We start from the raw sequence: 20112 nt of genomic DNA, 5'->3' as shown, positions 1-20112 counted from the left end.
GATGGAAATGGATATCGGCATGATCCGTGGCGTGGGCACCCTGGTGGTGATGATTGCCTTCATCGGCCTGTCGCTGTGGGTTTTCAACCGCCGCCGCGACCATGATTTCGCCGAAGCGCGCCTGCTGCCCTTCGTCGACGACCGCCTGCCCCCTGCCGGGCAGGACACTGGCATGAGGAGTAAGCCCCAATGACTACCTTCTGGAGTACGTACATCTGCGTACTGACCATCGGCAGCCTGATCGGCCTGACCTGGCTGCTGCTGTCGACCCGCAAGGGCCAGAGCAGCAACACCACCGACCAGACCATGGGGCACAGCTTCGACGGCATCGAGGAGTACGACAATCCGCTGCCCAAGTGGTGGTTCTGGTTGTTCGTCGGCACCCTGGTGTTCGCCGTGGGCTACCTGATTCTCTACCCGGGCCTGGGCAACTGGAAGGGCGTTCTGCCCGGCTACGAGAACGGTTGGACCGGCGCGAACGAATGGCAGAAAGAAATGGACAAGGCCGACGCCCGGTTCGGCCCGATCTTCGCCAAGTACGCCGCCATGCCGGTCGAGGAAGTGGCCAAGGACCCGCAGGCCTTGAAGATGGGCGGCCGCCTGTTCGCCTCCAACTGCTCGGTGTGCCACGGCTCGGATGCCAAAGGCGCCTATGGTTTTCCCAACCTGACCGACAACGACTGGCGCTGGGGTGGCGAGCCCGAAACCATCAAGGCGTCGATCATGAATGGACGCCACGGCGTGATGCCGGCCTGGGCTGAGGTGATCGGCGAACAGGGCGTGGCGGATGTAGCCGCCTATGTGCTGACGAACCTCGATGGCCGCAGCCTGCCCGAAGGGGCCAAGGCTGATGTGGCCAGGGGCAAGGAGATTTTCGCCGGCAACTGCGTGGCCTGCCACGGGCCCGAGGGCAATGGCACCCCGGCCATGGGCGCGCCAAACTTGAACCATCCACAGGCGTTCATCTACGGTTCGAGCTTTGCCCAGCTGCAGCAGACCATTCGCTATGGCCGCCAGGGGCAAATGCCCGCCCAGGCGGAAATTCAGGGCAATGACAAGGTGCATCTGCTGGCCGCTTATGTGTACAGCCTTTCACAAGGTGGTATGACTGAAACCGTGACTGCCAAGTAACACCCCGGGGCCGCCAAGCGGCCCCGGCATTCCCCGCCCCGCCCCCGCCTTGCACCCCCTCCGAACAGAACTAAGCTTGTTGGCACAGTTGCCTTCGCTGTCGATCCAGCGCAGCAGACGCGGTGCATCGCCTGACACCGCCCGCAAAAAAAAGCTTGACCGATCGATCAGAAAAAGGCGAAAAACGGTACACATTACAAATATTTATTTGTGTACAATCGCCCAGACCCTACTGCCGTGGGACACCGGCAAAAGGGCCCGGACACGGGTCGGCGCAGGGCTCCTTGCGTTGCCATAACCCTGGCGGTTATCGATACTGGCGCCGATTTTTCAACCAACAAGAACACCAAAACCGTGGAACCTTAGAATGAGCACAGCAATCAGTCCGACTGCTTATAACTATAAGGTCGTCCGCCAGTTCGCCATCATGACGGTGGTCTGGGGGATCCTTGGCATGGGCCTGGGCGTTTTCATCGCCTCGCAGCTGGTGTGGCCGCAACTGAACCTGGACCTGCCCTGGACCAGCTTCGGCCGCCTGCGCCCCTTGCACACCAACCTGGTTATCTTCGCCTTCGGCGGCTGTGCGTTGTTCGGCACCAGCTACTACGTGGTGCAGCGAACCTGCCAGACCCGGCTGATCTCCGACAGCATGGCCGCCTTCACCTTCTGGGGTTGGCAGGCCGTCATCGTCGGCGCGCTGATCACCTTGCCGATGGGCTACACCACCACCAAGGAATACGCCGAGCTCGAGTGGCCACTGGCGATCCTGCTGGCCATCGTCTGGGTCACCTACGGGCTGGTGTTCTTCGGCACCATCGTCAAGCGCAAGACCAAGCACATCTACGTCGGCAACTGGTTCTACGGCGCCTTCATCGTGGTTACCGCGATGCTGCACATCGTCAACCACATCTCGCTGCCGGTGAGCCTGTTCAAGTCGTACTCGGCCTACTCCGGCGCCACCGATGCCATGATCCAGTGGTGGTACGGCCATAACGCCGTGGGCTTCTTCCTCACCACCGGCTTTCTGGGGATGATGTACTACTTCGTGCCCAAGCAGGCCGAGCGGCCGATCTACTCGTATCGCCTGTCGATCGTCCACTTCTGGGCGCTGATCACCCTGTACATCTGGGCAGGCCCGCACCACCTGCACTACACCGCGCTGCCCGACTGGGCGCAATCGCTGGGCATGGTGATGTCGATCATCCTCCTGGCACCGAGCTGGGGCGGCATGATCAACGGCATGATGACCCTGTCCGGCGCCTGGCACAAACTGCGCACCGACCCGATCCTGCGCTTCCTCGTGGTATCCCTGGCGTTCTACGGCATGTCCACCTTCGAAGGCCCGATGATGGCCATCAAGACCGTGAACTCGCTGTCGCACTACACCGACTGGACCATCGGCCACGTACATGCCGGCGCGCTCGGCTGGGTGGCGATGATCTCGATCGGCGCCGTGTACCACATGATCCCGCGCCTGTATGGCCGTGAACAGATGCACAGCGTGGGCCTGATCAACGCGCACTTCTGGCTGGCGACCATCGGCACCGTGCTGTACATCGCCTCGATGTGGGTCAACGGCATCACCCAAGGCCTGATGTGGCGCGCCATCAACGATGACGGCACGCTGACCTACTCCTTCGTCGAAGCGTTGCAGGCCAGCCACCCGGGCTACATCGTCCGCGCACTGGGCGGTGCGTTCTTCGCCTCCGGCATGCTGCTGATGGCTTACAACGTGCTGCGTACCGTACGCGCCGCCAACCCGGCAGAAGCGGATGAAGCCGCCAAGATCGTCGTTGTGGGAGCCCACTGATGAAGCATGAAGCTGTCGAGAAGAACATCGGCCTGCTGGCCTTCTTCATGGTCATCGCCGTGAGCGTCGGTGGCCTCACCCAGATCGTCCCGCTGTTCTTCCAGGACGTCACCAACAAACCCGTCGAAGGCATGAAGCCGCGCACCGCGCTGGAAGTCGAAGGCCGCGACATCTACATCCGCGAAGGTTGCGTAGGCTGCCACTCGCAGATGATCCGCCCGTTCCGCGCCGAAACCGAGCGCTACGGCCACTACTCGGTGGCTGGTGAAAGCGTGTGGGACCACCCGTTCCTGTGGGGCTCCAAGCGCACTGGCCCGGACCTGGCCCGCGTCGGTGGGCGCTACTCCGATGACTGGCACCGTGCACACCTGTACAACCCGCGCAACGTAGTGCCGGAGTCGAAAATGCCGGCCTACCCGTGGCTGGTGGAGAACACGCTCGACGGCAAGGACACCGCGAAGAAGCTGGAAGTGCTGCGTACCCTTGGCACGCCGTACACCGATGCCGACATCGCCGGTGCCCGCGACGCGGTCAAGGGCAAGACCGAAATGGACGCACTGGTCGCGTACCTGCAGGGTCTTGGCACCATCATCAAAAGCAAACGGTGACGCTGATGGATATCGGGATGATTCGCGGCCTGGGCACCGTCGTGGTGATGGTGGCCTTCGTGGGCCTGGCGCTGTGGGTGTTCAACCCACGGCGCAAGCAGGAGTTCGACGAGGCGACCCAACTGCCGTTCGCCGATGACCCCGAGGCCAAAACGCACGTCGAGCAAGCGCAAGCAAAAGCTTCTGGGAGCAAACAACAATGACAACCTTCTGGAGTCTGTACGTCACCGTCCTGACCCTGGGCACCATCTTCGCGTTGACCTGGCTGCTGCTGTCGACCCGCAAGGGCCAGCGCGAAGAGGTCACCGACGAAACCGTCGGGCATGCCTTCGATGGCATCGAGGAATACGACAACCCACTGCCCAAATGGTGGTTCTGGCTGTTCGTCGGCACCATCATCTTTGCCCTCGGCTACCTGGTGCTGTACCCGGGCCTGGGCAATTGGAAAGGCGTGCTGCCAGGGTATTCGTACCTGGATAACGACAAGCAGACCGAGTTCACCAACGGTCAGCCCGGCTGGACCGGCGTGCACGAGTGGGAGAAGGAAATGGCCAAGGCCGATGCCCGCTTCGGGCCGATCTTCGCCAAGTACGCGGCCATGCCTATCGAGGAAGTGGCCAAGCAGCCGCAAGCACTGAAGATGGGTGCGCGGTTGTTCGCTTCCAACTGCTCGGTGTGCCACGGCTCCGACGCCAAGGGCGCCTATGGCTTCCCCAACCTCACCGACAACGACTGGCGTTGGGGTGGCGAGCCGGAGACCATCAAGGCCACCATCATGGGCGGCCGCCATGGCGTGATGCCGGCATGGGCGCAAGTGATTGGCGAACAAGGTGTGGCCGACGTGTCAGCCTTCGTGATCAGCAAGCTCGATGGCCGCAGCCTGCCCGAGGGGGCCAAGGCCGATGTCGAGAACGGGCAGAAGATCTTCGCCGCCAATTGCGTGGCGTGCCATGGCCCTGAAGGCAAGGGCACACCCGCCATGGGCGCGCCGAACCTGACCCACCCGCAGGCATTCATCTACGGTTCGAGCTTCGCTCAATTGCAACAGACCATCCGTTATGGCCGCCAGGGCCAGATGCCGGCGCAGGAGCAACTGCAGGGCAATGACAAAGTGCACCTGCTGGCGGCTTATGTGTACAGCCTGTCGCATCAAGGGCAGGAGCCTGAAAAGGCCGAGTGAGGCCTGCACTGGCGCTATCGCCGGCATGCCGGCTGCCACAGTCACCCCGTGAACTCAGGTTCGCTGGGGCCGCTGTGGGGGCCGGCTTGCCGGCGATAGCGCCGGTAGATTCAGCGCCGGATGACCTGGATCAATTGACACCCGCCTTAACACGATAAACACCACGAAACCAACGCGACTAAAGGTCGCAGATCGACCCCGGCGTGCCATCAGCGGCGTATCATGGGTCGCAGCGCTAGCAGAATGCGCGAGACTGCGGCCGGCACGCACTGGCCGCGGCATTTCTCCACTGCCGTGGGACTTGATGATGAGCAAGCACATTCCGGTACATGACGTCACCCCGCCTGCCAGCAAAGGGAAGGATTCCGTCGACCTCTACGCCTCTCGCGAGAAAATCTACACCCGCGCCTTCACCGGCCTGTTCCGCAGGTTGCGGATGGTCGGCGGGGCAGCGCTGTTCATTCTGTACTTCGGCACGGTGTGGCTGAACTGGGGCGGGCATCAGGCGGTATGGTGGAACCTGCCTGAGCGCAAGTTCTACATCTTCGGCACCACCATCTGGCCGCAAGACTTCATCCTGCTCTCGGGCATCCTGATAGTCGCCGCCTTTGGCCTGTTCTTCGTCACCGTGTACGCCGGCCGCGTGTGGTGCGGTTACACCTGCCCGCAAAGCGTGTGGACATGGATCTTCATGTGGTGCGAAAAGGTCACCGAAGGCGACCGCAACCAGCGCATGAAGCTTGACCGGGCCCCGATGAGTGCCAACAAGTTCGTGCGCAAATTCACCAAGCACAGCCTGTGGCTGCTGATCGGTTTCGTCACCGGCATGACCTTCGTCGGCTACTTCTCGCCGATTCGCGAACTGGTCATCGAATTCTTCACCGGCCAGGCCGATGGCTGGGCCTACTTCTGGGTCGGCTTCTTCACCCTGGCCACCTACGGCAACGCCGGCTGGCTGCGCGAGCAGGTGTGCGTGTACATGTGCCCCTACGCCCGCTTCCAGAGCGTGATGTTCGACAAGGACACACTGATCGTCTCCTACGACCCGCGCCGCGGCGAAACCCGCGGCCCGCGCAAGAAGGACACGGACTACAAGGCCCAGGGCCTCGGCGACTGCATCGACTGCACCATGTGCGTACAGGTCTGCCCCACCGGCATCGACATCCGCGATGGGTTGCAGATCGAGTGCATCGGCTGCGCTGCCTGCATCGACGCGTGCGACAGCATCATGGACAAGATGAACTACCCCAAAGGCCTGATCAGCTATACCACCGAGCACAACCTGTCGGGGCAGAAAACCCACATGCTGCGCCCAAGGCTGATCGGCTACGCGCTGGTGCTGGTGGTGATGATCGGCGCCTTGGCCACCGCCTTCGCCACCCGCTCGCTGGTGGGCTTCGACGTCAGCAAGGACCGCGTGCTGTACCGCGAGAACGCCCAGGGCCGGATCGAGAACGTGTACAGCCTCAAGGTCATGAACAAGGACCAGCGTGACCACGTCTACGTGCTGGACGCCGCCGGCCTGCCTGACCTGCGGCTCGAAGGCCAGCGGGAAATCCGCGTGGCCGCCGGCGATATCGTCAGCCTGCCGGTGCAGTTGTCGGTCGCCCCCGAAAAACTGCCTTCAACCACCAACGAAATCACCTTCACCCTCAAAAGCGCCGATGACAGCGCTGCCGAGGTCCAAGCCAAGAGCCGCTTCATCGGCCCACAGATCCGCTGAGAGAGAACGCGAACCATGCCTGCCGCCACCGCCACCAGCCCCTGGTACAAGCACCTCTGGCCCTGGATCATTATCGGCATCCTCACCACCTCGGTGTGCCTGAGCCTGACCATGGTCAGCATCGCCGTGAACAACCCGGACAACCTGGTCAACGACAATTACTACGAAGCCGGCAAAGGCATCAACCGCTCGCTGGACCGTGAATTGCTGGCGCACAACCTGGGTTTGCAGGCCAGCGTGCACCTGGACGAACTGACGGGCGAAGTGGACCTGCGCCTGACCGGTAGCAGCGACCCGAAGCGCCTGGAGCTGAACCTGATTTCCCCCACCCAGCCAGAGAAGGACCGCAAGGTGCTGCTGAGCCGGGTCGAGGCGGGGCGCTATGTGGGGCAACTGGAAGACAAGGTCGACGGGCGCCGCTTCGTCGAACTGCTGGGTAGCGAAAACGGCCAGGTGTGGCGCTTGTTCGAGGAGGAAAAAGTCGCGCACGGTGTGACCTTGCAGCTGGGTGACGAAGCCATCCAGGGCGCTGAACACTTGTAGCCACGCGCCGGCCAGCCAAATATGCAAGGCAATGATGTGATGACCCAGCCCACCCCCTGCTACCACTGCGCCCTGCCCGTCCCCACTGGCAGCCGCTTCACCGCCATGGTCCTTGGCCAGCCCCGACAGTTCTGCTGCCCCGGCTGCCAGGCCGTGGCCGAGGCCATCGTCGCCGGTGGCCTGGAACACTACTACCAGCACCGCAGCGAAAACAGCGCCAACCCCGAGGCCCTGCCCAAGCAGTTGCAGGACGAACTGGCCCTGTACGACCGTAGCGACGTGCAAAAAACCTTCGTCCACCACCAGGGCGAGCTGGCCGAAACCACCCTGCTGGTCGAAGGCATCAGCTGCGCCGCCTGCGGCTGGCTGATCGAAAAGCACTTGCGCAACCTGCCCGGGGTGGCCGACGCACGCCTTAACCTGTCCAACCATCGCCTGCTGCTCAGCTGGGAAGACCAACGCCTGCCGCTCTCGCGATTGCTGGCCGAGCTGCGCCAGATCGGCTACGCCGCCCACCCCTACCAACCCGACCAGGCCGCCGAGCAACTGGCCCGGGAAAACCGAAGTGCCCTGCGCAGGCTGGGCGTGGCCGGGCTGCTGTGGTTCCAGGCAATGATGGCCACCATGGCCACCTGGCCGGAATTCAACATCGACCTGTCGCCCGAGCTGCACGCCATTCTGCGCTGGGTGGCGCTGTTTCTTACCATCCCGATCGTGTTCTACAGCTGCGCGCCGTTCTTCAAAGGGGCTGCCCGCGACCTGCGCACCCGCCACCTGACCATGGACGTGTCGGTATCGCTGGCCATCGCCCTGGCCTTCGGTGCCGGCATCTGGACAGCCGTTACCGGCAGTGGCGAGCTGTATTTCGACACCGTGGGCATGTTCGCACTGTTCCTGCTCACCGGCCGCTACCTTGAACGCCGCGCCCGAGAGCGCACGGCGGCGGCCACTGCGCAACTGGTCAACCTGCTGCCGGCCTCCTGCCTGCGCCTGGACAGCCTTGGCCGCAGCGAGCGCATCCTGCTCAGCGAACTGCACTGCGGCGACACCGTGCAGGTGCTGCCCGGTGCGGTGATCCCGGCTGACGGGCGCATTGTCGAGGGCCGTTCCAGTGTCGACGAGTCGCTGTTGACCGGTGAGTACCTGCCGCAACCGCGGCGGGTCGGCGATCGGGTCACCGGCGGCACCCTGAACGTCGAAAGCATGCTGAACGTGGAAATCGAAGCACTCGGCCAGGCGTCGCGACTGTCGGCCATCGTCCGCCTGCTGGAACGCGCGCAGACCGAAAAGCCACGCCTGGCCCAGATTGCCGACCGTGCATCGCAGTGGTTTTTGCTGTTCACCCTGGTAGCCGCCATCGTCATCGGCCTGTGGTGGTGGCACCTGGACCCGACACGGGCGTTCTGGATTGTCCTGGCCATGCTGGTAGCCACCTGCCCCTGCGCGCTCTCGCTGGCCACCCCTACTGCACTGACCGCCGCCACCGGTACGCTGCACAAGCTCGGCCTGCTGGTCACCCGCGGTCACGTGCTCGAAGGCCTCAACCAGATCGACACGGTCATTTTCGACAAGACCGGCACGCTCACCGAGGGCCGCCTGACCCTGCGCAGCATTCGCCCGCTGGGCGCGGTGGCCGCCGACCGCTGCCTGGCGCTTGCCGCCGCCCTGGAAAACCGTTCCGAACACCCCATCGCCCGCGCCTTCGGCCGCAATGCCGAGCCCGCGGACGAGGTGCAAACGGTGCCCGGGCTGGGCCTGGAAGGGCTGGTCGGCGGGCAGCGCCTGCGCATCGGCCAGCCCACATTCGTTTGCGCCCTCAGCGGCGCGGAAATCCCGCCTGTACCGGAACCCCGCGGCCAATGGCTGCTGCTGGGCGACCGCCAAGGCCCGCTGGCCTGGTTCGGCCTGGACGATCGCCTGCGCGAGGACGCCCCTGCCCTACTGGCGGCATGCAAGGCGCGTGGCTGGCGCACCCTGCTGCTGTCGGGCGACAGCTCGCCGATGGTCGCCGAGGTGGCCGCCCAGCTGGGTATCGACCAGGCCATTGGCGGCCTGCGCCCGGACGACAAGCTGGACCGGCTCAAGGCCCTGCAGACCGCCGGGCGCAAGGTGCTGATGCTGGGTGACGGGGTCAACGATGTGCCGGTGCTGGCCGCCGCAGATATCAGCATTGCCATGGGCAGTGCCACCGACCTTGCCAAGACCAGTGCCGATGCCGTGCTGCTGAGCAACCGCCTGCAAGCGCTGGTACATGCCTTCGACCTGGCCCGCCGCACCCGCCGCAACATCCTTGAGAACCTGCTTTGGGCGACCCTGTATAATGGCCTCATGCTGCCGTTCGCCGCGCTCGGCTGGATCACCCCGGTATGGGCCGCTGTCGGCATGTCGGTCAGCTCGCTGATCGTGGTCCTCAATGCCCTGCGCCTGACCCGGCTGCCTGGCGTGGCGGCCAGGGCCAGCGCCCCACAACCTGCCATTGCCTGATCAGGAGCCGCCCATGCCAGCCCTCTATGTCATGATCCCGGCCGCCCTGCTGCTCGTTGGCGTCGCCGTGTACATCTTTTTCTGGGCGGTGGACAGCGGCCAGTACGACGACCTTGAAAGCCCTGCCCACAGCATCCTGTTCGACGACCAGGACCCCCGCCACCAGGCTGCCGTCACCCCCGAGCCCGCCGAGCCGCAAGACAAGGACCAACCACCCCGTGCCTGACCTGCTTCCCCTGCTTGGCTCCGCGCTGGTCCTCGGCCTGCTGGGCGGCGGCCACTGCCTGGGCATGTGCGGCGGCCTGATGGGCGCGCTGACGCTGGCCATCCCGCCGGAGCAACGCGGCCGGCGCCTGCGTCTGTTGCTGGCGTACAACGTCGGGCGTGTTCTCAGCTATGCCTGCGCCGGCCTGCTGCTGGGCCTGGCCGGCTGGGCCGTAGCCAGCAGCCCGGCTGCCCTGGCACTGCGGGTGGTGGCCGCGTTGCTGCTGATCGCCATGGGCTTGTACCTGGCCGGGTGGTGGAGCGGGCTGACACGCATCGAAGCACTGGGCCGGGGGCTTTGGCGGCATATCCAGCCCGTGGCTTCGCGCCTGTTGCCGGTCTCCAGCCTGCCCCGGGCCCTGCTGCTTGGCGCGCTGTGGGGCTGGCTGCCGTGCGGGCTGGTGTACAGCACCCTGCTGTGGGCAGCCAGCCAAGGCAACGCGGGGTACAGCGCGGCCCTGATGCTGGCATTCGGGCTGGGTACCTGGCCGGTGCTGCTGGCCACAGGGCTGGCGGCGGAGCGGGTCAACACCCTGTTGCGGCGGCGCAGCGTACGCATGGCAGGCGGCCTGCTGGTCATCCTGTTCGGCCTGTGGACCCTGCCGGGGCCGCACCAGCATTGGTTGATGGGGCACTGACAGGGCGGCTGCCCAGCGGCCCCCATAGCGCTTGACACAAATCAACACAGATTCCTACAGACGGCCATAGACTCCGGGGCACTGCTGCTCATTCCGGGGACCGCCCACATGCTCGAAGATCTACGCTGGGATGCCGACCTGATCCGCCGCTACGATCTGGCCGGCCCGCGCTACACCTCCTACCCGACTGCGGTGCAACTGCACAGCGAAGTCGGCTCGTTCGACCTGCTCCACGCCCTGCGCGAAAGCCGCCGGGCCGTGCGCCCGCTGTCTGTGTACGTGCATGTGCCGTTTTGCGCCAACATCTGCTACTACTGCGCCTGCAACAAAGTGATCACCAAGGACCGTGCCCGAGCCGCACCCTACCTGCAGCGCCTGGAACATGAAATCCAGTTGATTGCCTGCCACCTGGACCCTAAACAGCGTGTTGAACAACTGCATCTGGGGGGCGGCACGCCGACCTTCCTCAGCCATGTGGAACTGCGCCAGCTGATGGCCACCCTGCGCCAGCACTTCAACCTGCTGGACGATGATTCCGGCGACTACGGCATCGAACTGGACCCCCGCGAGGCCGACTGGTCGACCATGGGCCTGCTGCGCGAACTGGGCTTCAACCGGGTGAGCCTCGGCGTGCAGGACCTGGACCCTGCGGTGCAGCGCGCGATCAACCGCCTGCAGAGCCTGGAGCAGACCCGCACCCTGATCGAGGCGGCGCGCACCTTGCAGTTCCGCTCGGTCAGCCTGGACCTGATCTACGGCTTGCCCAAGCAGACCCCGGAGGGTTTCGCCCGTACCATCGAGGAGGTGATCCGCCTGCAGCCTGACCGCATCTCAGTCTTCAACTATGCCCACCTGCCTGAGCGCTTCATGCCGCAACGGCGTATCGACAGCAACGACCTGCCGGCCCCGGCTGCCAAGCTGGAGATGCTCCGGGCCACCATCGAGCAGCTCACCACCGCCGGCTATCGCTACATCGGCATGGACCACTTCGCCCTGCCCGACGACGAGCTGGCCGTCGCCCAGGAAGAAGGCACCCTGCAGCGCAACTTCCAGGGCTACACCACCCACGGCCACTGCGACCTGATCGGCCTGGGGGTTTCGGCAATCAGCCAGATCGGCGACCTGTACTGCCAGAACAGCAGCGACCTCATCACCTATCAGGACGCGCTCTCCGGCTCGCAGCTGGCCACCCAGCGCGGCTTGCTGTGCAATCACGATGACCGCGTGCGACGCGCAGTGATCCAGCAACTGATCTGCCACTTCGAACTCGACTTCGAGCCCATCGAAAGCGCCTTCACCATCGATTTTCGCGGTTATTTCAACGACGTTTGGCCAGCGCTGCTGAACATGCAACGGGACGGCCTGATCCGCCTCGATGAACAGGGCATCCGCATCCTGCCGGCCGGGCGCCTGCTGGCACGCTCGGTCTGCATGGTGTTCGACGCGTACCTGGCGATGCATGACCGTCAGCGTTTTTCGCGAGTGATCTAGCCAGGCGAACCCTCGACCGTGTGGACAAGCCCGCTTGCCAGGCACACTATGGGCAACAACGGACCCCCGGCATGATGCAGCTGGGGTTCGGCCAAGGCGCATCATCCTCGCGCACTCTGGCCTACACCCTATGCCGTAGGTTACCCTTACGACTTATGTGTGCTTTCCCACAAGGATCGATTCAAATGTCCGAGCCAGTCAAACTGCGCGCCCACGGCCAGGCCCATTGCAAGGATTGCAGCCTGGCACCCCTGTGCCTGCCTCTTTCGCTCAACCTGGAAGACATGGATGCACTGGATGAAATCGTCAAACGCGGGCGTCCGCTGAAAAAAGGCGAGTTTCTGTTCCGACAGGGTGACAATTTCGGCTCGGTTTACGCCGTACGTTCCGGCGCACTCAAGACGTTCAGCCTGAGCGACAGCGGTGAGGAGCAGATCACCGGCTTCCATCTGCCCAGCGAACTGGTCGGGCTGTCCGGCATGGACACTGAAGCCTACCCAGTCTCGGCTCAGGCGCAGGAAACCACCTCGGTCTGTGAAATCCCGTTCGAGCGGCTCGATGAGCTGTCTGTGCAACTCCCCCAGCTGCGCCGCCAGCTGATGCGGGTGATGAGCCGTGAAATCCGCGACGACCAGCAGATGATGCTGTTGCTGTCGAAAAAGACCGCCGATGAGCGCATTGCCACCTTCCTGGTCAACCTGTCGGCACGCTTCCGCGCCCGGGGCTATTCGGCCAACCAGTTCCGCCTGAGCATGTCGCGCAACGAAATCGGCAATTACCTGGGCTTGGCCGTTGAAACCGTGTCGCGGGTGTTCACCCGCTTCCAGCAGAACGGCCTGCTGCGCGCCGAGGGCAAGGAAGTGCACATTCTCGATCCGATCCAGTTGTGCGCGCTGGCCGGTGGTGCGATGGAGGCCTGAAAGGCTGCTTGAAAAAGGTATACTGGCGCATTCGTTTTTCAGGATACCTGCAACAATGCACAGCGAAGCCTTCGACCTCAAAGCCCTGATCCGCCCGGTAGTGGACTTCCCCAAGCCGGGTGTGATCTTCCGCGACATCACCCCGCTGTTCCAGTCGCCACGCGGGCTGCGCTATGTCGCCGACCAGTTCATCGAACGTTATGTAGAGGCGGAGTTCAGCCACATCGGCGCCATGGATGCCCGTGGCTTTCTGATCGGTTCGATCATCGCCCACCAGTTGAACAAGCCGCTGATCCTGTTCCGCAAGCAAGGCAAACTGCCGGCTGATGTGCTGTCGGAGGGTTACCAGACCGAGTATGGTGAGGCCTTCCTGGAGGTGCATGCCGACAGCCTGTGCGAAGGCGATTCGGTGCTGATCTTCGATGACCTGATCGCCACCGGTGGCACCCTGCTGGCCGCAGCCAACCTGGTGCGCCGCACCGGAGCCCAGGTGTTCGAAGCGGCGGCAATCATCGACCTGCCTGAGCTGGACGGTTCGCGCCGACTGCAGGCGGCGGGTGTGCCGACCTTCTGCCTGACCGAGTTTTCCCTGAGCGAGTACTGAGCGGCAAGCCGCAAGCTGCAAGCTGCAAGCTACAAGCTACAAGCTACAAGCTACAAGCTACAAGCTACAAGCTACAAGCGAACGCGGATCTGCTTTTACTTGAAGCTTGCAGCTTGCAGCTTGCAGCTCTCAAAGCCACAAGCCACAAGCGAACGCGGACCTGCTTTTACTTGCAGCTTGCAGCTTGAAGCTTGCAGCTCTCAAAGCGCAATGGGCTTACGCCCGGCAAAGGCATGCGCCAGGGTGCCGCCATCGACCAGCTCCAGCTCGCCGCCCAGCGGCACGCCATGGGCAATCCGCGAGGCCACCAGCCCCTTCTCGGCCAGCAACTGGGCGATGTAATGGGCGGTTGCCTCACCCTCCACGGTCGGGTTGGTGGCCAGGATCACCTCGGTGAAGCTGCCCTGCTCCTCGATCCGCGCCATCAACTGCGGCACGCCAATAGCATCAGGCCCCAGGCCATCGAGCGGCGACAGGTGCCCCTTGAGCACGAAGTAGCGACCGCGATAACCGGTCTGCTCCACCGCATACACATCCATCGGCCCCTCCACCACGCACAGCTGGGTATCGTCGCGGCGCGGGTCAGCGCATTGCGGGCACAACTCCTGCTCGGTCAACGTGCGGCACTGGCGGCAATGGCCAACCCCTTCCATGGCCAGGGTAAGCGCCTGGGCCAGGCGCACACCACCGCTGCGGTCGCGTTCCAGCAACTGCAGGGCCATGCGCTGGGCGGTTTTCTGGCCAACGCCCGGCAGCGTGCGCAGGGCGTCGATCAGTTGGCGGATGAGGGGGCTGAAGCTCATGGGAAAGGCCTGATAATTCTATGAGAGGCGGTTTATACCGGCGCAGGGTGACAGCGTCAAATCTCACACATCACAAGCGGCGCTCGACCTAGAGGCCACCCGAACGATCCAGGCATGCGCACGCCCCCCCCTACGCCCCTGTAAACAACACCACAAAAAAAGCCGCCTTGGAACCCCAAGGCGGCTTTTGAACAGCAAACGCCTTAGAACGGCATCTTGAAGCCCGGTGGCAGCTGCATGCCAGCAGTCATGCCACCCATTTTTTCCTGGCTGCTCTGCTCGACCTTGCGTACGGCGTCATTCAGCGCAGCAGCAATCAGGTCTTCGAGCACTTCCTTGTCGTCTTCATCCGTCGACATCAGGCTTTGATCGATGCTGACGCGCTTGACGTCATGACGACCGGTCATCACCACGCTGACCAGGCCGCCACCCGATTGGCCGGTCACTTCGGCGTTGGCCAGCTCTTCCTGCATCTTGGCCATTTTTTCCTGCATCTGCTGGGCCTGCTTCATCAGGCCGGCCATGCCACCTTTCATCATGGGGGTATACCTCGATTGGGTCGTGTGATGCAGCCCGCCACAGGGCGGCCGCATGGTTATCCGTTACTGACCCTGACTGACCAGGGCCGCTACAGGTTCAATAGTATCCTGCCGCACGGTAGCACCGAACTGCTTGATCATCTGCTGGATCAACGGATCCTGCTCGATCGACGCCACCGCGTCCTGCTGGCGCTCGGCACGCTTGCGCGAGGCTGCCTGGGCCGGGGTTTCCTGCTCGGGCAGGATAAGCTCGATGCGCAGGTTCAGCGTGCGCCCCAGGTGCTGGTTGAGCGCATCATTCAAGCGCCGTTGCTGGGTGGCGTTGAACAAGGCGCCTTGGCCTGGGTCAAGGTGCAGCAGCCAATCGTCACCGTCTGCAGCGATCAGCGTGCAGTTTGCGGCGATGTTGCCTGTCATACCGGACACAGGCAACTGTGGGAATAATTCCAGCCATTGCAGGGCCAGGCCGGTGGCGGGCTTGGCAGCCGGCAACGGCTCTGGCGCAGCGATGGGGGCGTCTTCCTGGACGTGCTCGACCAGTTCGTCCAGATAGCTGAAGCCCACCGGGTCGCTTTCGCCCCCGTAATAATCCTCATCCATGGGCGGCTCGTCATCACGCTCCATGCCCACCGAGGCGTACTCCGACGGATCGAATGGCGGCGCATCATAGGCCGGCTGGGCAGCTTGCGGCTCGGCGACTGCAGGCCGGGGCGCGGCAGCCGGCGCAGGCGTGGGCTCAACGGCCAGCGGCTCAGGCTGTGCAGCAGGCTCCTCCCAGGGCAGGTCGATGACTTCCTCTTCCGGTGCCGGCTCGGGCTCGGGCTCGGGCTCTGGCTCTGCCAGCTCAGCCTTCGGCTCAGGTTGTGGTGGCGCCGCCGACAACGCCTCGGCGACGACCGCAGGCTCGGCTTGCGGGGCCATCACCACTGCAGCGGGGGCTTGGGCAACGACAGACGCGCCGGGAAGCACCGCAGGCGCTGCCACCGGGGTTGCAGGATCAGCTGTGGCCTGGCTGATCCCCACCGGCTTTAGTACCGGTTTCGGTGCATCGTCGTTGTCGGCCGGGCGGAACGCCAGCATCCGCAGCAGGACCATTTCGAAACCGCCCCGCGGGTCGGGTGCCAAGGGCAGGTCGCGGCGACCGATCAGGCCCATCTGGTAATAGAACTGCACATCCTCGGCAGGCAACGCCGACGCCAGCGCCAGCACCCGCTCGCGATCACCCTGGCCGTTGTCCACCGCCTCGGGCAGCGCCTGGGCGATGGCGACACGGTGCAGCACATTGAGCATTTCGGCCAGCACACCACTCCAGTCCGGCCCCTGCTCGGCGAGGTTGCGCACCGCCTCCAGCAGCGCCCGTGCATCCCCTTCCAGCAGTGCCTGCAGCACACCATAGACCTGGCCGTGATCGAGGCTGCCGAGCATGGCCCGCACATCGGCGGCCAGCACCTTACCCTCGCCGAACGCGATAGCCTGGTCAGTGAGGCTCATGGCATCACGCATCGAACCATCGGCAGCACGGCCAAGCAACCACAGCGCATCGGGCTCGAACGGGACGTTCTCGGCCTCCAGCACATGACTCAGGTGTTCGACCACCCGCTCCGGGCTCATGTTCTTCAGCGAGAACTGCAAGCAGCGCGAAAGGATGGTGGCCGGCAGCTTTTGCGGGTCGGTGGTGGCGAGGATGAACTTGACGTAGGGTGGCGGCTCTTCCAGCGTCTTGAGCAAGGCGTTGAACGAGTGCGTGGACAGCATGTGCACTTCGTCGATCAGGTAGACCTTGAAGCGCCCGCGGCTGGGGGCATACTGTACGTTGTCGAGCAGTTCGCGGGTGTCCTCGACCTTGGTACGGCTGGCGGCGTCGATCTCGATCAGGTCGACGAAACGGCCTTCATCGATCTCCCGGCACACCGAGCAGGTGCCACAGGGCGTGGAGGTGATGCCGGTCTCGCAGTTGAGGCACTTGGCGATGATTCGCGCAATGGTGGTCTTGCCCACACCCCGCGTACCGGTGAACAGGTAGGCATGGTGCAGGCGCTGGTTGTCCAAGGCATTGATCAAGGCCTTGAGCACATGGGCCTGGCCGACCATTTCGCGGAACGAGCGCGGACGCCATTTACGTGCAAGAACCTGATAACTCATCGAAAAACCATCGCAGCCTGATCGAGCGGAAGATCGCTAATGCTAGCGGAGCGGGGCCGAAATTGCACCCTGCATGGTTCGTCTACGCTCAGTAACTGGCGCACGTTGTTCATGGAGGATGTGCTTTGCGAAGACTGCTGGCCCTGTTGTCGCTGTGGACCTCTTGCAGCCTGGCCGATCCACCGGTGCTGCGCTTTTCCGTCGCCGAAAGCTGGAGCATGCCGCTGGTGCGCGTCGAGGGCGAGCAGCCGGTCGAAGGGCTGCTGTTCGACCTGATGCAAGGGATCGCTCGCGAAGTCGGCGCCCGCCCCGAATACCACGTACTGGCCCGCCTGCGCCTGCAGCAGGCGATGGATGAGGGCGACATCGACGTGCGCTGCTATGTGAGCACGCAGTGGTTCAATGACCGGCCAGGGCATTTTGTCTGGAGCATACCGTTGTTCCATCAGCGCGATGTACTGGTCGGGCAGCCAGGTGACAACGCCCCGACCCGGCCGGAGCAACTGCCGCGGCAGGCCATTGGCACGGTACTGGGGTACACCTACACGACGCTGGAGCCTTTGTTCGAGCAGGGGCAGTTGCGCCGCGAGGACAGCCGAAGCCAGGCGTTGGCGCTGCAGAAGCTGCAAATAGGGCGTTATCGGCACGCGGTCAGCAATGAGCTGTCCTTGCAGTGGTTCAACCAGCGGCTGCCGGCCGAGCAGCGCCTGCAGGTGCTGGCGGTGCTAGAGGAGCAGGCGCTGGGGTGCATGGTGAGGAACGACCCGGCGATACCGACGCAGGGGATACTCAGGGCTTTGGTACGCATGCAACATTCTGGCGAGATCGCGCGGATCATGCAGCGTTACGGTGCCAGGGCGGTTTCTGATGAGGTCACTACACAACAACCTGGTAAATAACTGCCACGGCGTCGGGAGACTCCGTCAACGCAGCCGCACAACCCGACGCCCGATACCCCGAAGCAAGTGGCCAGCGAAAAATACCATCATCCCCGTCAAGATCAGGCCAATGGCCAACCACTGGCCCGCGCCCAGCCTTTCACCGAAGAACATGCAGGAGGTGACCAGCCCTGATACCGGCACCAGCAACGACAAAGGGGCGACCTGGGTAGCCGGATACTTTTTCATCAGGTTGTTCCAGACCCGATAACCCAGAATGGTGGTGATCAGGCTCTGGAACAGCACGGAGAACAGCGCCTCCCACGCCAGGCCATGACCAAGGCCTTCGAATGCCTTCCAGCCTTGCGAGACGACTATGAAGGCGAGGATGAAAGGCAGCGAGAACAGGCTCGACCAGACGATGAACGCCGTCATCTCACCAGGGCGTTTGAGCTTGATCAGCAGATTGCAAAATGCCCAGGCAAGCGCGGCAAGCAGCACGAGAAATAGCCCTATCACCGTCGACGACTGGCTGCTCGACAGCAGCATCATGCCCAGGCCACAGGCCGCGAGCGCCATTCCCCAGAAGTGTGCGGCAGTGATGCGCTCGCGCAGGAAGACTGCACTCAGCAGGATGGTGAAAAATGCGCTGAACTGCAGAAAGACCGAGGCCATGCCGGGGCTAAGCCCCTGGTACATGGCGAAATTGACCATCCACCAGATCCCCACTGCGAACAGCACGCCATAGAGCGCCATGACCACCATGGAAACGCCCGTCGGCCGCCTGATGAAGAACACCAGCGGCACCGCACAGAGGGTGAAACGCAGCAGCGTCATGACGGAGGGTTCGAGCGTGCTCAAGCCCAGTTCGATCACACCGTAGTTGCAACCCCACAGCACCGTTACCAGAACACCGATGGTCAAATCCCGTTTGCACATTCCCATGCCTGCTCTCCTATTTCAGCAGGCATGACCTTATTTTTTACAAAGGTGGATAGATGTAGGGGCTTTCTTCATGGGGCGTACGAACGCTGAATAACTAGCGCCGCCGCTCAACCGCCATCGCCACCGCATCCGCCTGCCCCCAGGCAATCTGCATCGCGCGCAATCCATGCTCCAGCTGCTGCCGGGTCTGCCACTAGCCTACAGGCGGTGGCCGATTGCATAGTTGAACGCAAGATACCCACCGCTCGTGGTGGACAGTGGCCACCAACGGCTGTGATGCGAGCGAAGCAGCTTCCGGGGTTGTGGCTTAACAAGGCAACCAGTGCCTTGTAGCATCATAGGAGGCCATTGAGTTAACGCTAACGAGCAATCCCCATCAGATGCATCATGTTTCGTTTTTGGGGCTTCAAGCAGCCGCTGTCTGAGCCAGAGGCATTAAGTACCGGCCCACCTCTGGTTCAGCGCCCGAAGATATTCCTGTCCTGCCTCACTGCCCCGAGGTCAGCTAGGGCTGGCGGTCGATGTTGAAGGTCACTAGTTTTTGCCCGCTATGGATGTAGCCTCTGCCTGGCGCAGGGGCCTCAGCCCTTCCTAGCTTGCTTCTCCTTCATTTTCTCGATGGCATCAGGAAGGTTCTGGATAAACTTCACCCCCATGTAGAATGACCCCTTCCCAACCAACTTTGCCGTCGATGCAGCCCGGTCCATCCCCGTACCATGGGAGAAGTCATCCTTCACCTCTTTCCACGCGTCACCCATCATCTTATCTAGGGTCGCGCTGAAGGAGGGCCCGTCTTTCACCCACTCTTCCTGCACATCATCGTCCATGCTTTCTTTCCTCATCCGAGCAAGCCCACCGCAATGAGATGAGCTTGAAGTACGTCACGAGTTTGGTATCAGGTCTCTACAGCAGAGATGATCTTCGCCTGCCCGCGCTCTCGTTCCTTGATTATTTCCTTTGCCTGACTCGCACTGCTTGCTCGCACGCTTGCGGTTACCACCGAAGAGCTCGTGCCACGAGTGTAAGTTACGCGAAAATTCTTGTCGCTCATCCCTGTTTCTCCATGATAGCAATATGCCTTCTTAGTTAGATGTACCAGATACGATCCTAAAGCACAACTGGCTCCACGACTGGATTGAACCACAAACGCAAAGACCACGCCGAGGGTCGTGATCATTGCACAGAGCTATAACCCCCCTGCACCGGAACGAAGCCGCACGGTCGTAGTAGTAAGCCAATGACAGCTTTGCTCACAGCGAGAATGCCCATGGACGACGACAAAGCGTAAGCGCTCCATGAACCCCACATTCAAAGGAGTGCGATCCATGAACCCCACCTTCTAAAAGATAGGGCCTCAGCTTACCGTGGTATCTCTGGCGAGCAGTTCCATGGCAGCAAGGCTTCGTAGT

20 protein-coding genes are annotated in these 20112 nt (G+C 63.0%); 15 read left to right on the top strand and 5 right to left on the bottom strand.

What is annotated here, in order from left to right; all coding sequences use genetic code 11:
* The first annotated feature begins 1 nt into the window (after position 1).
* The 14 genes from ACIPZH_RS24135 to ACIPZH_RS24070 all read left to right on the top strand — a co-directional run bounded on the left by ACIPZH_RS24135 (position 2) and on the right by ACIPZH_RS24070 (position 13396).
* Positions 2–193: a cbb3-type cytochrome oxidase subunit 3 gene (locus ACIPZH_RS24135; protein WP_400628448.1), complete on the top strand. Its 192-nt coding sequence runs from the start codon at positions 2–4 to the stop codon at positions 191–193.
* The gene (gene ccoP, locus ACIPZH_RS24130) at positions 190–1131 is read left to right on the top strand and encodes a cytochrome-c oxidase, cbb3-type subunit III (protein WP_349976123.1); all 942 of its coding nucleotides are present in this window, start codon (positions 190–192) and stop codon (positions 1129–1131) included. Before ACIPZH_RS24135 ends, ccoP (ACIPZH_RS24130) begins: the two co-directional genes overlap by 4 nt.
* A gap of 367 nt (positions 1132–1498) precedes the next feature.
* Positions 1499–2941, top strand: a complete 1443-nt coding sequence (gene ccoN / locus ACIPZH_RS24125; RefSeq protein WP_241804494.1) for a cytochrome-c oxidase, cbb3-type subunit I — start codon at positions 1499–1501, stop codon at positions 2939–2941.
* Complete coding sequence (gene ccoO / locus ACIPZH_RS24120; protein ID WP_012315407.1) at positions 2941–3549, top strand: cytochrome-c oxidase, cbb3-type subunit II; 609 nt, start codon at positions 2941–2943, stop codon at positions 3547–3549. Before ccoN ends, ccoO begins: the two co-directional genes overlap by 1 nt.
* A 5-nt stretch (positions 3550–3554) precedes the next feature.
* On the top strand, positions 3555–3752 hold the full coding sequence (locus ACIPZH_RS24115; protein ID WP_012315408.1) for a CcoQ/FixQ family Cbb3-type cytochrome c oxidase assembly chaperone: 198 nt from the start codon (positions 3555–3557) through the stop codon (positions 3750–3752).
* Entirely contained in the window at positions 3749–4729 is a 981-nt protein-coding gene (gene ccoP / locus ACIPZH_RS24110) for a cytochrome-c oxidase, cbb3-type subunit III (RefSeq protein WP_241804496.1), read from the top strand. Before ACIPZH_RS24115 ends, ccoP (ACIPZH_RS24110) begins: the two co-directional genes overlap by 4 nt.
* A 307-nt stretch (positions 4730–5036) precedes the next feature.
* Positions 5037–6452: a cytochrome c oxidase accessory protein CcoG gene (gene ccoG, locus ACIPZH_RS24105; protein WP_241804497.1), complete on the top strand. Its 1416-nt coding sequence runs from the start codon at positions 5037–5039 to the stop codon at positions 6450–6452.
* Positions 6453–6467: 15 nt separating this feature from the next.
* Positions 6468–6995, top strand: coding sequence for a FixH family protein (locus ACIPZH_RS24100; RefSeq protein ID WP_241804498.1), 528 nt, complete (start codon positions 6468–6470; stop codon positions 6993–6995).
* Positions 6996–7034: 39 nt separating this feature from the next.
* The gene (locus tag ACIPZH_RS24095; RefSeq protein WP_400638099.1) at positions 7035–9479 is read left to right on the top strand and encodes a heavy metal translocating P-type ATPase; all 2445 of its coding nucleotides are present in this window, start codon (positions 7035–7037) and stop codon (positions 9477–9479) included.
* 13 nt (positions 9480–9492) lie between these two features.
* A complete protein-coding gene (gene ccoS, locus ACIPZH_RS24090) occupies positions 9493–9705 on the top strand; it encodes a cbb3-type cytochrome oxidase assembly protein CcoS (RefSeq protein WP_241804500.1) in 213 nt (70 codons plus the stop codon).
* Positions 9698–10381: a sulfite exporter TauE/SafE family protein gene (locus ACIPZH_RS24085; RefSeq protein ID WP_241804501.1), complete on the top strand. Its 684-nt coding sequence runs from the start codon at positions 9698–9700 to the stop codon at positions 10379–10381. Before ccoS ends, ACIPZH_RS24085 begins: the two co-directional genes overlap by 8 nt.
* A 108-nt stretch (positions 10382–10489) precedes the next feature.
* Positions 10490–11872: an oxygen-independent coproporphyrinogen III oxidase gene (gene hemN / locus ACIPZH_RS24080; RefSeq protein ID WP_241804502.1), complete on the top strand. Its 1383-nt coding sequence runs from the start codon at positions 10490–10492 to the stop codon at positions 11870–11872.
* 185 nt (positions 11873–12057) lie between these two features.
* A complete protein-coding gene (fnrA, locus tag ACIPZH_RS24075) occupies positions 12058–12792 on the top strand; it encodes a Crp/Fnr family transcriptional regulator FnrA (RefSeq protein ID WP_012315416.1) in 735 nt (244 codons plus the stop codon).
* 55 nt (positions 12793–12847) lie between these two features.
* Entirely contained in the window at positions 12848–13396 is a 549-nt protein-coding gene (locus ACIPZH_RS24070; protein WP_003254303.1) for an adenine phosphoribosyltransferase, read from the top strand.
* 200 nt (positions 13397–13596) lie between these two features.
* On the opposite strand, the gene recR is transcribed toward ACIPZH_RS24070, so the two are convergent.
* From recR to dnaX, 3 genes are all read right to left on the bottom strand, one after another.
* The gene (gene recR / locus ACIPZH_RS24065; protein WP_241804503.1) at positions 13597–14199 is read right to left on the bottom strand and encodes a recombination mediator RecR; all 603 of its coding nucleotides are present in this window, start codon (positions 14197–14199) and stop codon (positions 13597–13599) included.
* A gap of 203 nt (positions 14200–14402) precedes the next feature.
* A complete protein-coding gene (locus ACIPZH_RS24060) occupies positions 14403–14738 on the bottom strand; it encodes a YbaB/EbfC family nucleoid-associated protein (protein ID WP_008093501.1) in 336 nt (111 codons plus the stop codon).
* Between the two features lie 63 nt (positions 14739–14801).
* Complete coding sequence (gene dnaX / locus ACIPZH_RS24055; protein WP_400638097.1) at positions 14802–16880, bottom strand: DNA polymerase III subunit gamma/tau; 2079 nt, start codon at positions 16878–16880, stop codon at positions 14802–14804.
* Between the two features lie 125 nt (positions 16881–17005).
* Here dnaX and ACIPZH_RS24050 point away from each other — a divergent pair, with 125 nt between their 5' ends.
* Positions 17006–17779, top strand: coding sequence for a substrate-binding periplasmic protein (locus ACIPZH_RS24050; protein ID WP_400638096.1), 774 nt, complete (start codon positions 17006–17008; stop codon positions 17777–17779).
* Between the two features lie 24 nt (positions 17780–17803).
* Here ACIPZH_RS24050 and ACIPZH_RS24045 read toward each other — a convergent pair whose 3' ends face one another.
* Together ACIPZH_RS24045 and ACIPZH_RS24040 are read right to left on the bottom strand one after the other, a co-directional pair.
* Entirely contained in the window at positions 17804–18703 is a 900-nt protein-coding gene (locus ACIPZH_RS24045) for an EamA family transporter (protein ID WP_400638095.1), read from the bottom strand.
* 581 nt (positions 18704–19284) lie between these two features.
* The gene (locus tag ACIPZH_RS24040) at positions 19285–19530 is read right to left on the bottom strand and encodes a hypothetical protein (protein WP_400638093.1); all 246 of its coding nucleotides are present in this window, start codon (positions 19528–19530) and stop codon (positions 19285–19287) included.
* Between the last annotated feature and the right edge of the window lie 582 nt (positions 19531–20112).

Origin of the sequence: Pseudomonas sp. NPDC089758 (assembly GCF_044748705.1) — a bacterium.
Classification (GTDB): Bacteria; Pseudomonadota; Gammaproteobacteria; order Pseudomonadales; family Pseudomonadaceae; genus Aquipseudomonas; species Aquipseudomonas putida_X.
This window is presented reverse-complemented; position numbering and strand designations above follow the sequence as displayed.

Excerpts from the sequence above, each read along its gene's own strand:
- ccoN (WP_241804494.1), top strand. The coding sequence starts at position 1,499 with ATGAGCACAGCAATCAGTCCGACTGCTTATAACTATAAGGTCGTCCGC.
- ccoP (WP_241804496.1), top strand. The coding sequence starts at position 3,749 with ATGACAACCTTCTGGAGTCTGTACGTCACCGTCCTGACCCTGGGCACC.
- ACIPZH_RS24040 (WP_400638093.1), bottom strand. The coding sequence starts at position 19,530 with ATGGACGATGATGTGCAGGAAGAGTGGGTGAAAGACGGGCCCTCCTTC.
- ACIPZH_RS24100 (WP_241804498.1), top strand. The coding sequence starts at position 6,468 with ATGCCTGCCGCCACCGCCACCAGCCCCTGGTACAAGCACCTCTGGCCC.
- ccoG (WP_241804497.1), top strand. The coding sequence starts at position 5,037 with ATGAGCAAGCACATTCCGGTACATGACGTCACCCCGCCTGCCAGCAAA.
- ACIPZH_RS24070 (WP_003254303.1), top strand. The coding sequence starts at position 12,848 with ATGCACAGCGAAGCCTTCGACCTCAAAGCCCTGATCCGCCCGGTAGTG.
- ccoP (WP_349976123.1), top strand. The coding sequence starts at position 190 with ATGACTACCTTCTGGAGTACGTACATCTGCGTACTGACCATCGGCAGC.
- ACIPZH_RS24045 (WP_400638095.1), bottom strand. The coding sequence starts at position 18,703 with ATGGGAATGTGCAAACGGGATTTGACCATCGGTGTTCTGGTAACGGTG.
- ccoS (WP_241804500.1), top strand. The coding sequence starts at position 9,493 with ATGCCAGCCCTCTATGTCATGATCCCGGCCGCCCTGCTGCTCGTTGGC.
- hemN (WP_241804502.1), top strand. The coding sequence starts at position 10,490 with ATGCTCGAAGATCTACGCTGGGATGCCGACCTGATCCGCCGCTACGAT.
- ACIPZH_RS24135 (WP_400628448.1), top strand. The coding sequence starts at position 2 with ATGGAAATGGATATCGGCATGATCCGTGGCGTGGGCACCCTGGTGGTG.
- dnaX (WP_400638097.1), bottom strand. The coding sequence starts at position 16,880 with ATGAGTTATCAGGTTCTTGCACGTAAATGGCGTCCGCGCTCGTTCCGC.
- recR (WP_241804503.1), bottom strand. The coding sequence starts at position 14,199 with ATGAGCTTCAGCCCCCTCATCCGCCAACTGATCGACGCCCTGCGCACG.
- ACIPZH_RS24115 (WP_012315408.1), top strand. The coding sequence starts at position 3,555 with ATGGATATCGGGATGATTCGCGGCCTGGGCACCGTCGTGGTGATGGTG.
- fnrA (WP_012315416.1), top strand. The coding sequence starts at position 12,058 with ATGTCCGAGCCAGTCAAACTGCGCGCCCACGGCCAGGCCCATTGCAAG.
- ccoO (WP_012315407.1), top strand. The coding sequence starts at position 2,941 with ATGAAGCATGAAGCTGTCGAGAAGAACATCGGCCTGCTGGCCTTCTTC.
- ACIPZH_RS24095 (WP_400638099.1), top strand. The coding sequence starts at position 7,035 with ATGACCCAGCCCACCCCCTGCTACCACTGCGCCCTGCCCGTCCCCACT.
- ACIPZH_RS24060 (WP_008093501.1), bottom strand. The coding sequence starts at position 14,738 with ATGATGAAAGGTGGCATGGCCGGCCTGATGAAGCAGGCCCAGCAGATG.